The organism is Nostoc sp. 2RC (assembly GCF_014222165.1).
In the GTDB taxonomy this organism is placed as follows: domain Bacteria; phylum Cyanobacteriota; class Cyanobacteriia; order Cyanobacteriales; family Nostocaceae; genus Nostoc; species Nostoc linckia.
On record NZ_JACKZU010000241.1, the window covers coordinates 1 to 12,387 of the forward strand.

11 protein-coding genes and 1 tRNA gene are annotated in these 12,387 nt (G+C 41.9%); 1 reads left to right on the plus strand and 11 read right to left on the minus strand.

Annotated elements, in window-relative coordinates:
- Positions 1-127: 127 nt before the first annotated feature.
- The 5 genes from GNE10_RS23335 to GNE10_RS23355 all read right to left on the minus strand — a co-directional run bounded on the left by GNE10_RS23335 (position 128) and on the right by GNE10_RS23355 (position 4,447).
- The gene (locus GNE10_RS23335; RefSeq protein ID WP_099070025.1) at positions 128-1,339 is read right to left on the minus strand and encodes an ATP phosphoribosyltransferase regulatory subunit; all 1,212 of its coding nucleotides are present in this window, start codon (positions 1,337-1,339) and stop codon (positions 128-130) included.
- On the minus strand, positions 1,339-2,295 hold the full coding sequence (locus GNE10_RS23340; RefSeq protein ID WP_185567206.1) for a J domain-containing protein: 957 nt from the start codon (positions 2,293-2,295) through the stop codon (positions 1,339-1,341). The genes GNE10_RS23335 and GNE10_RS23340 overlap by 1 nt, the downstream gene beginning before the upstream one ends.
- A 254-nt stretch (positions 2,296-2,549) precedes the next feature.
- On the minus strand, positions 2,550-3,362 hold the full coding sequence (locus GNE10_RS23345; RefSeq protein WP_185567207.1) for an inositol monophosphatase family protein: 813 nt from the start codon (positions 3,360-3,362) through the stop codon (positions 2,550-2,552).
- Between the two features lie 144 nt (positions 3,363-3,506).
- The gene (locus GNE10_RS23350) at positions 3,507-4,046 is read right to left on the minus strand and encodes a thermonuclease family protein (protein ID WP_311774842.1); all 540 of its coding nucleotides are present in this window, start codon (positions 4,044-4,046) and stop codon (positions 3,507-3,509) included.
- Positions 4,047-4,078: 32 nt separating this feature from the next.
- A complete protein-coding gene (locus GNE10_RS23355; RefSeq protein ID WP_099070029.1) occupies positions 4,079-4,447 on the minus strand; it encodes a 2Fe-2S iron-sulfur cluster-binding protein in 369 nt (122 codons plus the stop codon).
- A gap of 105 nt (positions 4,448-4,552) precedes the next feature.
- Between GNE10_RS23355 and GNE10_RS23360 the strand changes: the two genes are divergently transcribed.
- Positions 4,553-4,639, plus strand: a tRNA-Ser gene (locus GNE10_RS23360).
- 334 nt (positions 4,640-4,973) lie between these two features.
- Here the strand turns inward: GNE10_RS23360 and GNE10_RS23365 are convergent.
- The 6 genes from GNE10_RS23365 to GNE10_RS23390 form a co-directional block, all read right to left on the minus strand.
- Positions 4,974-5,246, minus strand: coding sequence for a hypothetical protein (locus GNE10_RS23365; RefSeq protein ID WP_099070030.1), 273 nt, complete (start codon positions 5,244-5,246; stop codon positions 4,974-4,976).
- A gap of 125 nt (positions 5,247-5,371) precedes the next feature.
- A complete protein-coding gene (locus GNE10_RS23370; RefSeq protein ID WP_185567208.1) occupies positions 5,372-6,415 on the minus strand; it encodes a WD40 repeat domain-containing protein in 1,044 nt (347 codons plus the stop codon).
- A 341-nt stretch (positions 6,416-6,756) separates the two neighbouring features.
- Positions 6,757-7,728, minus strand: a complete 972-nt coding sequence (locus tag GNE10_RS23375; protein WP_185567209.1) for a GTP-binding protein — start codon at positions 7,726-7,728, stop codon at positions 6,757-6,759.
- 502 nt (positions 7,729-8,230) lie between these two features.
- Positions 8,231-8,527 carry a phosphopantetheine-binding protein gene (locus GNE10_RS23380; RefSeq protein ID WP_099070033.1) on the minus strand — a complete coding sequence of 99 codons (297 nt, stop codon included), beginning with the start codon at positions 8,525-8,527 and terminating at the stop codon, positions 8,231-8,233.
- Positions 8,528-8,577: 50 nt separating this feature from the next.
- Positions 8,578-11,889 carry a type 2 lanthipeptide synthetase LanM family protein gene (locus tag GNE10_RS23385; protein ID WP_185567210.1) on the minus strand — a complete coding sequence of 1,104 codons (3,312 nt, stop codon included), beginning with the start codon at positions 11,887-11,889 and terminating at the stop codon, positions 8,578-8,580.
- 83 nt (positions 11,890-11,972) lie between these two features.
- Positions 11,973-12,203: a mersacidin/lichenicidin family type 2 lantibiotic gene (locus tag GNE10_RS23390; protein WP_185567211.1), complete on the minus strand. Its 231-nt coding sequence runs from the start codon at positions 12,201-12,203 to the stop codon at positions 11,973-11,975.
- Between the last annotated feature and the right edge of the window lie 184 nt (positions 12,204-12,387).

Below are 12,387 nucleotides of genomic sequence, written 5' to 3' on the forward strand. Positions count from 1 at the left end.
GGGGAAGGGAGAATGGGCAAAGGATAAAGGGTAAGGGGCAAGGGGCAAAGGGAATATAACCCTGCCTTTTCCCCTTCACCTTTACCCTTTTCCCTACCCGGAGGGTTTTGCCCCATGCCCAATTCACTTAACGCAATGATTCTATTTTGGGTGAGCCATCAGCTTTGATCCAGGCGATTTGGGCAATGCCGCGATCGCGTGCATATTGGCGGATGGTGTCTGCATCTGTTCTAAGCAAATCCATTTCTACTCGCACCAAGTGAGTGGAATCTCGCAGTTTTTGAGCGTAAGCAAAGGCAGGAGCGTCAGCACTCGGTGTCTCTGGCACTACTAGCCAGTTGCTAGCTGGCGTTGTTTGCGGTAATTGCCCAGTAGATAATAAAACTTGGTACAAATCTTCGATGTTGAGTACAAAACCAATTCCGGGAATGTTTTCTCCTTGGGGATGATATAGACCCAAAAGTTGGTCGTAGCGACCACCTTGTCCTAAAATTCTCGCTTGAGATTCAGTATCATTCACAACTTGAAAGACAATACCAGTGTAGTAGTCTATGGTCTGGATTAAGCTCAGGTCAAGGATTAAGGAGAATTGTTTCTCTGATTCCAGTAATTCTACTAAGGATTTGAGGTTATTTACTGCCTGTTGCTGTTGTTCATCTAGCTGTAAGCTACTGACTTTTTCCAATACTTCAGCACTTGGCCCGCGCAGATCCATCATGATTCGGGCGCGATCGCGTAGTTCGTCACTCAGAGGTAAGGTATCTATAGTGATGCGATCGAGATGAGCGATGGCGGTGCGGACTTTATCTTGTAAGTTAGCACCAAAAGCATTCAGCAGCGATCGCGTAATTCCCGCTTCACCTAAAATTAAATGCCATTGGCGCAAACCCAATGCAGCTAGACAATCTGCCACTAATAGCAGTACTTCTGCATTTGCTAGCAATCCACCAGCACCTAATAACTCGACTCCAGCTTGATAAAACTCTTGCTGGCGATTATGTCTACTTTCCCAAGTGCGGCGAAATACGTTGGCATTGTAGTACAGCCGTTGGGGATAAGTTACACCTGCCATGCGAGTCACAACAGTACGAGCAATGGAGGCCGTTAATTCTGGACGCAAGCCTAATTCATCGTCTTCGCTATTTTGTAGTTGAATCACCATCTGGCGTTGGATTGCTTCTCCCGCCATCAAGGTATCCATCCGTTCCAAAGTGGAGGTGATAATCCTGTGATATCCCCAACGATGAAACACTTGTTGTAATCTATCTTCAATCCAGCGTTTTTTCGCCACATCTAAGGGTAATAAATCCCTGGCTCCCGCTGCTGGTTGATACACCATTATTTTTTCTTCCCACCAAACAAACCACCGAACAAACCACCATTACCAGATTTATCTGGTTGCTTATCTCCATTATTAGGAGATGAAGTCACCTTACGATCGGTAGGTTGTTGTCCTAAAGCTTTATCTATTTTAGGTTTCCATTGCAACGCTATTTGGTCATTGGGATCTAATTTCAGGGCATTGTCGAAGTGTATTTTTGCCATTTTTAGCTGATTTTGCTTCAAATACACCATTCCCATCAAGCTATGGCAGTGACTATTTTTCGGTTCTAGCTTTAAAGCTTCCTGTAATTCTACTTTGGCTTGGGCAAATTGGTTTTTGTCAATCAAAGATTGAGCGCGACGAACATACTGTTCTACAACCGAGTCTTCTTTTGTGGGTGCTGGTGGTGGCGCTGGTGATGGCTGCTTTGCTGTATCTGGCTTCGGTATAGCTGAGTTGACTTTCGGTTGAAGGGTTGGTGTTGGGGATGTTTTAACTGCACTCCGCATTAAGTAGACTAAATTCAACTCACTAATTTGGGCAATGACTTGGAGTGCTTGCTCTAAAGAATCATATTGCGTTGGGGCAAGTTTAGCGATCGCACTTTTATAGGAATGATCGATATTACCAGCATTAGCCAACTGTCTACCTAATTCTGTATATAAAGTCACCGAAGTAGATTCTTGTAGCAAACGTTTGCCCATTTGCGACAAAATCAAAATATATTCTGTTCTCGTGCGTTCGTTAGCAAGTTTTTCGTAAGCTGGGTTAACCAACTTCGATAACAATTCATTACCTAGCTGTTTTTGCTCAGCACTTTCAGTAATACTACTATCCGGGTGTAAACGCCGAGCAATTTGCAAATAGCGTTTGCGAATATCTTTAACATCCGCATCAACTGGAACGCACAATACTGCGTGATGATCTATGAAATCATATCTAAATAATCCACGATCTATTTTGAAAGACATATAGCAGTTTGCACCAAAGGAGCAATTAGATTTTTTCTAGTTTACTTCGCTCCATCAGCGATCCGTCAGTAGCAAATTGTCATTTTTATTGGGCAAACAGGGCATGGGGCAAACAGGGCATGGGGAAAGGGAAAGGGGTAAGGGGTAAAGGGGAAAGATTAAATTGATTCCTTTTCCCTTTAACCTGGTTGGTGAGCTTGCCGAACCATAACCTTTTCCCCTTCTCACCCTGTCTCCCCATCTCCCTCATCCCCTCACTTCCACGCTGACAAAGGCGGAACCTGTAAAAGTTCGCGGCTTACGGTGTTATGAATATGACTATTTGTGGCGAGAATTCTACCAGACTCAATTTTTAAGGTAGTGCCATCGTAGGCGGTGACTTTACCGCCAGCTTCTTGTACCAAAATGATACCAGCCACAATATCCCAAGGTGAAAGTCCTCGTTCCCAGTAACCATCAACGCGCCCGCAGGCAACATAGGCTAAATCCAGGGATGCAGAACCGCTGCGTCTCACTCCTTGAGTCAGATGGGTGAAGTGGCAGAATTCTGCATAATTATTATCAGAGGTTTCACGGCGATCGTAGGCAAATCCAGTTACCAGTAAGCTTTTATTCAGTTCTGAGGTTGCTGAAACTGTGATGGGGCGGCGGTTGCGTGTTGCTCCCAAACCAGCAGCAGCACGAAATAGTTCGTTGTGAAAAGGGTCATAAATGACACCAACTTGGGGAACACCATTAATTAACAGCCCGATGGAAACAGCAAAAAATGGGTATTGATGGGCATAATTGGTTGTGCCATCTAAAGGATCTATTGCCCAGAGGTATTCACTTTCACCATCGCCTAATTTTCCTGATTCTTCAGCGAGAATAGAATGTTGCGGAAAATGGCGACGCAAAATTTCTAAAACCACCTCTTCTGACGCTTTATCAGCAGCAGTGACTAAATCACCAGGGCGTCCTTTTTCAATAATTGCATCTTCTAACTTACCCAAATAGCTTTGGAGTATACCACCACCAGCTAACGCCGCTTCTGTCGCAACATCCAGAAAAATTTGTAGATTAGTCATTAGTTATTAGTTATTAGTTATTAGTCATTAGTTATTAGTCATTGGGCAAGGGGCAAAGGGCAAAGCGTAAAGGGCAAAAGAAAGATCCCTCCTTTTCCCTTTAACCTTTCCCCTTTTCCCAAGGCGTTGCTACCTCCCCACTCCCTAGAGATATTGACGGCGAAATTCAGCAGGAGTCAGGCGCATAGGTTTTTCTGGGTTCCAAATTCCTTGCCCCATGAGTCTAGCCCATTGTTGGGCACGTTCTAAACGTTGGTCATATTTGTGATTGGGCGATCGCGCAATGAACAATGCATTCCCTTGTTTGACTAATTCCTCATTCAACAAAATCTTATTTTTCCATACATAAGCTAAAGTTCGCCCAATTTTGTCTTTTGCTTCTAAATCAAATTCCAGCGTTACTAGTTGTTCTCCACTACCAATTAGATTTTCTAACTGTTCTTTTGCTTGTTCGCCCCAAGGCCGTTGTCGCAAATCTGGTGCATCAATTCCCACTAATCGCACTTGGGAAATCAAGTTTGGTTGTTCGGCCATACCCAAAACTTCCAAACTCTGCCCGCTAACTACCCGCGCTACCTTTACCTGTGCTTGATTGTTTGGCAGTTGATTTTTACCTTGGCAACTCAGCAAAAGCAATAGACAAGCCAAAATAGCTATTTTTCGTATCCAGTTTCCAAGAAACACTTGTCTTCTGTTGCCTCTGCGCGAATAAAATCCTATTCTTCATCTAAGGGGAAACCAGCTTTAACTCGACCTCTAGCAAAATAGCGTCCAAACTGGAGTTCATAAACTTCATCTTCGTCTTGTGTTTCCACCTCCAAATCGGAACGGGGGTAACTCACACACAACAGGGCATAACCTTGCCGACGTAACTCTGGCGACAACCCAATGGCCTCTGGTTGGTAAATTTCTCCTGACAACACTCTCACAGCACAAGTGGTACAAGCCCCATTACGACAAGAAAAAGGCAGTTCTACTCCTTGTTTTTCCGCAGTGTGCAGAATGTAACGGTCTTCTGGCACTTCTAGGGTGTATATTTTGCCAGTGGCGCGATCGCGAACTCGAATTGTATATTTACGGGACATCTGAATTTGGCTTTTGAGACTTAAACTTTGAGATTAACCTAAAAAATCTTTTTTTATCTTTGCACTTTTTGGATTTGTATTGTAAGATTGTAAATCGTGACATCTGGAGAGATGGCCGAGTGGTTTAAGGCGCAGCACTGGAAATGCTGTAATGCGGAAACGTATTCCAGGGTTCAAATCCCTGTCTCTCCGCTATAAAGTAAACAGGGTAAAGCTTTTGGGCTTTACCCTTTACTATTTTCAAGTTGTATGCATTCCAAAATTGGTTTAACAAGTGGTGTATATGGTTAAATAAACCTCTTGCACAAGAGTGCAAAAAGCACTCTTTCTTGTGGGAAAAGGGGTGCATATTAAAGGGGAAAGGGAAAATACCAAACCTTTCCCCCTTTCCCCTTATCCTTTTCCCGACTTCTGCAAGAAGTCCAATGATTTTAACTAAAATCACAACACTAAATTTTCAGTTATCAGAATTAATAAGGGCAAAGTATTCCTTTGCCCTTATTAATTTTGATGAATCCTAACCCGATCAAAAATCAACAAATGGCAGTTTGCCCTGTATTAACTCAAACTGTGTTGAAACACAGTTAGCACAACTGCAACCGAGTCGATCGATAATCTGATGGGATTTTTGAATCAATTGTGGTGCTGCCAAACTAGGAATTTCTTGTGTCGATACTACTGCGATCGCTGGTGTAGTATATGCAGATTTCAGACTAGATGCTTGTGCCGGATTGGCTAGCATTAACACAGATGCCAGAAAAGCAGGACAGGCAAGTAAAATCAGTTTGGCTATGTTCATAAATTTACAGAAGTATACCTTTGTTCATACAGCATAGCTAATAAATTGACGGTGTTCAATACTCTGCGGTCAGTACGAAGTACTGAGTTACCATTGATTCTGCTTATGCCTTGCCCCCTATTTTCCTAATGTTGCAAAGTTTCTGACCAAATAATTAATTCGCCTTTCTCGCCGCCTGCGGCTAGTAATTTGCCTTGGGGATGCCAAGCTAAGCTAGAAAAACCTCCAGAGACACCTGTGATTATTTGGGATACTTCATTGGCTTTGTTCCACAAACACAACCAGCCATCAGCACCAGCTGAAGCGAGAAGGAAGCTTTTGGGTGCAAAGGCGATGGCGTTAATCACATCCACATGATTAGTTAAAACTCGTGCTTCCCAACCTAAGCTATCATCTTCTAATTTTTCCCACACCACAATACCTTCAACGCTAGAAGAAGCTAGTATTGGCGCACCCAGGTTTGTAGTAGCTTCTGACCATGCTAATTGGCGAATTTTACCAGGGAAACCCCGCATCACCCAAGGATCGGGATTGTTCCATTCCAAAACGGTGACACTACGATCCATGTTGCCAGAAGCGAGGAATTTACCATCGGGTGACCAAGCCATAGCTAAACTGACGGTAGGCATATCTAAAATGTATGGTTCGTCATCCCAGTTTTGACTATGCCAAATCTTGACTCCTTTGTAACCAGCAATGGCTAAGTACTGGCCGTCAATGCGCCAATCGATACCCAAGACTGATGAGTTATCGAAATTCAATGTGACAACAATCTCACGAGTATCTGCGTCCCACACTTGGACATAACGCCCCAAACTAAAAGCTAGTTGGTTACTGGTGTAATTCCAAGCTAGTTTGTCAACCCATGCAGGGGCATTTTGCAATGTGGCGATTAATTCAGTGTCTTGCCAAATTTTGACTTGTCCATCTTGGCCGCCAACAGCTAAAAATTTACCATCTGGGGAAAAGGCAAGGCAATCTACAGATTTACCATTAACAGTTTGCAAGCTTGTTAGTTGACCATTATTCCACAGTACTACTTCCCCTGCTGCGGAAATTGCTGCTAGGATTTCACCTTGGGGTGACCAAGCGATCGCAGTTACATAATCTGCAAGTATGCCTGAATAATGTTGTTCAAATTGTTGAGATTGGCTGATTGTGGAATTCATATCTTTGAAGACGGGGAGTGAGAAGTTAAGAGTGAAGAGTGAGGAGTTAAGAGTGAGGAGTGAGAAGTTAAGAGTGAAGAGTGAGGAGTTAAGAGTGAGGAGTGAGGAGTGAGAAGTTAAAAGTGAGGAATGAAGAGTGAGGAGTGAGAAGTTAAAAGTGAGAAGTGAGAAGTTTTGAATTCCTAACTCCCAACTCGTAACTCCTAACTCCTAACTCCTAACTCCTAACTCCCAACTCTCAACTCCTAACTCCTAACTCCTAACTCTTAACTCCTAACTCCCAACTCCCAACTCCTAACTCCTAACTCCTAACTCCTAACTCCTAATTTATAACTTTTTATTTATGCCAAACAAGCAATAAAATCTTGCTTGAGTTGTTCTGCATCAAGGTTGCGACCGATGAATACTAGTTCGTTTTTTGGAGTTTCGTTAGGTTTCCAAGGGCGATCGGGTCTGCCATCAAATATCATATGCACTCCTTGGAACACAAATCTATTTTCTTCACCAGCGATATTTAATATGCCTTTCATCCTAAAAATATCTGGCCCTTGGGTACGCAGTAACTCAGAAAGCCAAGCGTTTAATTTTTCTCCATCCACTGCACCTTTTTCTACTAAAGCTACAGAAAAGACGCTTTCATCATGTTGGTGGGCATCTTCGCCTAAGAAATTTGGATCTATTTCTAATGCTCGTTCTAAATCAAATGCTTGCACGCCTAATAAAGCATTCATTTCTAATTCAGAGTTGCGGGTACGATAGATTTTTGCCATCGCATTCATTGACCGAATTCGCTTTTCTAGTTCGTCCAATTGTTCTGATTTTACTAAATCTGTTTTATTAAGTAAAATTACATCGGCAAAGGCAATTTGTTCTTGGGCTTCGTCTGCATCCCAGTGCTGCCAAATGTGCTTGGCATCTACCACTGTTACCACTGCATCTAAAGACAGTTGATTTTGCAAATCTTCATCTACAAAAAATGTCTGAATAACTGGTGCAGGGTCGGCTAGTCCTGTTGTTTCAATTACCAAATGGTCAAATTTATCACGCCGCTTCATTAAATTGCCAATGATGCGAATTAAATCGCCACGTACTGTACAACAGATGCAGCCGTTATTCATTTCAAATATTTCTTCATCAGCATCAATAACTAATTGATTATCAATGCCCACTTCCCCAAATTCGTTAACAATCACGGCAACTTTTTTTCCGTGTTCGTAGGTGAGGATGTGATTAAGTAGAGTCGTTTTCCCTGCTCCCAAATAACCTGTAAGAACTGTAACGGGAACTGAATTTGTGCTTATGTCAGCCACCATACTCTAAATTCCTTTTTTCTCACCTTATGGATAATCAATACCGCCTATGATAATTCTTTTTATTTTTTTGTGGGAAGTTGGGTTAAGAATTCAGAACTCAGAATTGGTAAGTAAAACGGCTTTATATCAGGCTAGGAGACGCTTGCAATCTACTGTAGTTCCATGAAGAAATATTTTATTTTTATGCATCTGTAACAAGTGAAAAATATTAAAACATTATAAAAAACAATGTTTTCTGAAGACGGTTTTGGTTTGCACCTTGACAAACTGAAAAAAATATAATAATGATAATCATTATTATATAGATTATACCATTTGACAAAATTTATGCTACAAACACGTTGATAGGGGCACAACATTGCATTGATGTAGCGATAACCAATTTCTTGGTTAGTTGAGTATCAGCTATGCTAAAAGCTGGAAATACTATTTGTTTGCGCCAGGAAAACGACCAGCCATTCCAATAACAGCAATACCTTCTAAGAAATGAACATTTGTAACGTTATTCATAATTCTTTTTATTTTGTTTGCTCAATAACTGCTTTTGGCGGTTGATAGCCTCAATTTGCTTATTGACGCGATCGCGTTTTCCTCTAAAAGAAAATTGTTGTTCTTGACTTAAATATTGTGCTAGTGAGTAAATCGTTGGATTTTGAAACATCGTCACTACTGATATATCTCGCTGCAAAATCCCACGTAGTTTATTATTTACTGTCAACACCAGTAGTGAATGTCCACCTAAGTCAAAAAAATTATCATGAATGCCCAAGGCGAACGCATCTAAATATAGTACAGAAATACTAAATTCATAAAAAAAGGTTTAAGTGAACCGTATTGTTGTATGCGCTATTATTTATTAAGCTTTGGAGGCTCCAGCACCAGCAGTGAGGGAACACGCTCTGGTTCTGCTAGTCGTAGTAATCCATAACCGATGCCTGCGAGACCTGTCATCAGCCCAGGTGTTTCAACCCCCAAAGGAACGCCGCACAGCCAGCCATGTTTATCAATGCTTTCGAGGATTATGGCAGCAAGGCGGTCAACTTGAGTTTTCCACTGTGGTTCATCAAGGGTTAAGCTAGCTTGCAGGAGCAATTCCAAATTCCCCAAGTCGCCGTGACAAAGAGAGTGGTTATGACCAAAGCCGTGAACCAGTGTGCTTTGAAGAGCTGTTTTAATTTCTGCCCTGATTGCGGTATCATCTAAATGCTGAAGACAACGTAGGCGAGCTAGTCCAATGCCTGGGGCACCATGACACCAAGCCATCATACATATATGCTGGTAATTTTTATTGTCTGACAAAATCGCATTAGGAAAATACTTGAGATCCGGCAAACTGGAAACATAGCTCAGAGCAGATGAACCAGAAACATAGCGAAGGTCAGTCCAATTTTTCACATCAGGGCAAAAAAGACTACGCTCGTACTCAATAGCAGATAAAGCCGTTGTGCGAAAGCGCAAATCACCTGTCAAAGATTCTAATTCTAGTAATGCCCACGACATCCCAGCTGCACCATGAGAAAATCCAGATAGCGGTTTTTCTTCCACATCTTTTTGCAGCCAACTACCACCTTGCTCCATGTTTTGAGCATGAGAAACAATTTTGTTACCACACTCAATAGCAGCAGTAAGTATAGGTTGAGAAGGGCGACAACGATACAAGCTGATTAAACTAGCAATACACCCAGCTGCACCACCAATAATATCTAATTTTTCGGTTTTTTCAATCAAATTAGCGAGAGTTTCTCCTAATAATTCAGCCTGATTCAAGATATCGGGATCGTTCCACAACACGCCTAGATGAGTCAGAGTATAAATTACTCCTCCCCATCCTTCAAAACCACCGATTGATGTGATGGATACTTTGTTATTTTCTATGTGACGTTGCAACGTTATCAATGCTGCTCTTGCCAGTTCAGTGTAACGTTTCTGGTTGGTAACAGTGCCAAGATAGGCAAGGAATAGAATAACCCCTGGTAGACCATGATAGAGTTCTATGCCCAAGGGAGTTAGAGTCCAGTGCTTTTGATTTAAAAGCATCAAGCCAATCCAAGAGGCATCGTGCTCACCCCGCAATGCCAGGGTCTCTAAGCGATCGCCAACTGCCTGTGCAGCTGCCAACAGTTGCTCTCGGTTAGCACTATTTTGCGGTTCCCTCAGATGGTAACTGGGCCATTTTCCTTGTTCTCCTACCATAGCTAATGTAGTAAGAGAAGCACGAATAAACCATAGCTGCTCTCTTAAATCAGCTTCACTGAGTTCCTGGAGACGATTTTTCACTAGAGTCATCCCTGATTCGTGGAAAAACTCAGGAATTCGCTCATCATAACTCGTCCAAATATCCCGTGAATTAGGGCGAGTGGAAAACATGGGAATGTCACCTTCCCAAAGTTCGTTGCGTTCAGCCGGAATCACCTTTGCTAAATAGGGGTTTTGCTCAATTCCTCTCCAAAGTCGGTCGAAAAAGCGATCCCGATCTAGAGCATTTCGTAACAAATCAGGGTGAAAACTCTCATGCAGCAACAAACCATAGGTTTGAGTTGGTCGCAGGATAAACCGCACTTCATCAGAGGCAAAACAAGCCAAAGGGCTGTTTTCTGACAACAACTCATTTCGATGTCGTAATAATAACTGATAAATACTAGTGAAGCCAGTAACAATTGCTTCAGTGTAGTCTAATACATTAACTTCGGACTCATTCAAGGTAGGTTGATTGTGGCTGCCCTGGATTGGCTTTCTCTTACGAGCTATCCGCATTTGATCGGTTCCACTTGCTTCTGAATACTGGATAGCAGTAGGCGTTAGTTGCCCCTTTTTTCCCCCCAAGCCACTAAGCTCAATCCCCTCAGACTCAGCATTTACCCAAAGGCGTTGGGGCAGTAAGCCAACACGCAAAACAGAATAATTTATTGTATTAACAGCAAGTTCATCAGATTTTTTAATGTCAAGATTTTGAATACGAGGATGGAAAAGAGATTCCAGGTCAATTAAAATTGGATTCTCGCCAGTAGCAATTAGGTTCTCATTATGAAAGTCGGTTGCTTCAAGAGCATACAAGAGTGCCAAGTAAGCACCCTGCCTTTCATAAAAGCGCTGAATTTCTTCTGAGTTAGTACAGGTTTGAACAGCAAAAAATTCAACCCACCCATAGGTGCCTTGATTTATAATTTTTAGAGTGCGGAATGATGGATGATTGCCACGCTGATTTAGCCATTCTAGGAGTTGCTGAAAATGGACATCAACAGCTAGAGGTTTGGGTTTATAAACAATTTGGAAACCAGAGCTAAATTTTGCAATTAGTACGCTACGTCCGCCACGATGCGTGTCGCCTCTCCCGCCATCTATCTGCACGAGTAAGCCTGGTTCTGTTTTTGAACTAAAAGTAGTGCAGATAGCATCCCAATCGTTACAGAGGTGTTGGAGAAATTGCAGACTAAAACTAACCCAACGTTCAATGCTAATTACAAGTTGACGGGCAAGAACTGGATACTCCTGCAAGAGGGGAATCACCACCTCAGGCTGTTGTAGGCGTTGTAAAAAGCTTTGAAACCGCTCCTCTGGTGTTTCACCTTTTAATAGTCCTTGCAGGCGAGCCACATTTAGTTCTAAAATCATTGTCCGACTCAACATCCAGAGCAATTGCCCTTTTAGATTGGTAAACAACAAATCTTCGACAGTACTGGGGTCAAAAGGCAAATTAGATCGTATCTGGATGATCTCCTGAATTCCTTGATGCAAGCGGTCAATTCCTTGGATAATTAGCGGCGAAATGGCATACAAAAACTCTGCTTTTCCCTTATCTTTTGTTTTTTCTGGTTCAATAGTTATTTTGGCATTCAAGCAAGTAGGATTAGAAAATGCCTCAGCTAACTCTATCAACCAATTTGGGGCATCTGGAAAACGATTTTTCAAAGCATCAATTGGCTCACCCAGAAGGTAAAACAATTCCTCTTCAGTAATTTCATCTGTTACCAGACGTTGGGCAAAACAAGAATCATTTGTAAAGGGGGATTGTGATTTCCATCGCTGCATCAGTCGCTGGGCAAAATCTGTATTGATATCAAGATTCGGTATCGCCTGCTGTATGTTTCTCAGTAGTGCAATGCGTTCACTTAAGGGTATGGCTCTGTACCAGGCAGATTCTTGAAAAGATACTTCATGCATAGTCTTAGTCTTCTGTTAACAAGGTTCTATTAGCAAAGAACAAGGGTGAGTCAAAAAACCCACCCATCGTTTTTGGTGTTATCCTATTCGGCTACAGGGTTGGTAAAAATTTCGCTGATTATACCACCACAGCAGAACATACTTTCTCCTCCTCCTACTACAGAACCCATATCATCATCAGACAGTTCAATTATTCCTGCTGGATTTTCAGGTAAGTGCGATCGCTGCTCTTCACTCAGGCTATTGAGATACTCTTCGTCTTTCCAAGCACGAATGATATCGATATCTAGATTATTGATGTTAATTTCAGCCATTTTGAAACTCCTAAATAAAGTTGTATTGGTTAGATGAGATTTGAAATTGCCTCATCTAATTACCATAATTTCTAATTTATTTGATAATTTCAATGTTTAAATAATTGCAAAAGTGACAAAAATGTATGATTTTTGTATTTCAAAATTATCAATTTTTCGACGCTATTGATATAAAAATAAAAAT

What these genes read in the sequence shown, in the direction of transcription:
- GNE10_RS23335 (WP_099070025.1), bottom strand. Translation starts at nt 1,339, where the DNA reads ATGGTGTATCAACCAGCAGCGGGAGCCAGGGATTTATTACCCTTAGAT.
- GNE10_RS23340 (WP_185567206.1), bottom strand. Translation starts at nt 2,295, where the DNA reads ATGTCTTTCAAAATAGATCGTGGATTATTTAGATATGATTTCATAGAT.
- GNE10_RS23345 (WP_185567207.1), bottom strand. Translation starts at nt 3,362, where the DNA reads ATGACTAATCTACAAATTTTTCTGGATGTTGCGACAGAAGCGGCGTTA.
- GNE10_RS23355 (WP_099070029.1), bottom strand. Translation starts at nt 4,447, where the DNA reads ATGTCCCGTAAATATACAATTCGAGTTCGCGATCGCGCCACTGGCAAA.
- GNE10_RS23365 (WP_099070030.1), bottom strand. Translation starts at nt 5,246, where the DNA reads ATGAACATAGCCAAACTGATTTTACTTGCCTGTCCTGCTTTTCTGGCA.
- GNE10_RS23370 (WP_185567208.1), bottom strand. Translation starts at nt 6,415, where the DNA reads ATGAATTCCACAATCAGCCAATCTCAACAATTTGAACAACATTATTCA.
- GNE10_RS23375 (WP_185567209.1), bottom strand. Translation starts at nt 7,728, where the DNA reads ATGGTGGCTGACATAAGCACAAATTCAGTTCCCGTTACAGTTCTTACA.
- GNE10_RS23385 (WP_185567210.1), bottom strand. Translation starts at nt 11,889, where the DNA reads ATGCATGAAGTATCTTTTCAAGAATCTGCCTGGTACAGAGCCATACCC.
- GNE10_RS23390 (WP_185567211.1), bottom strand. Translation starts at nt 12,203, where the DNA reads ATGGCTGAAATTAACATCAATAATCTAGATATCGATATCATTCGTGCT.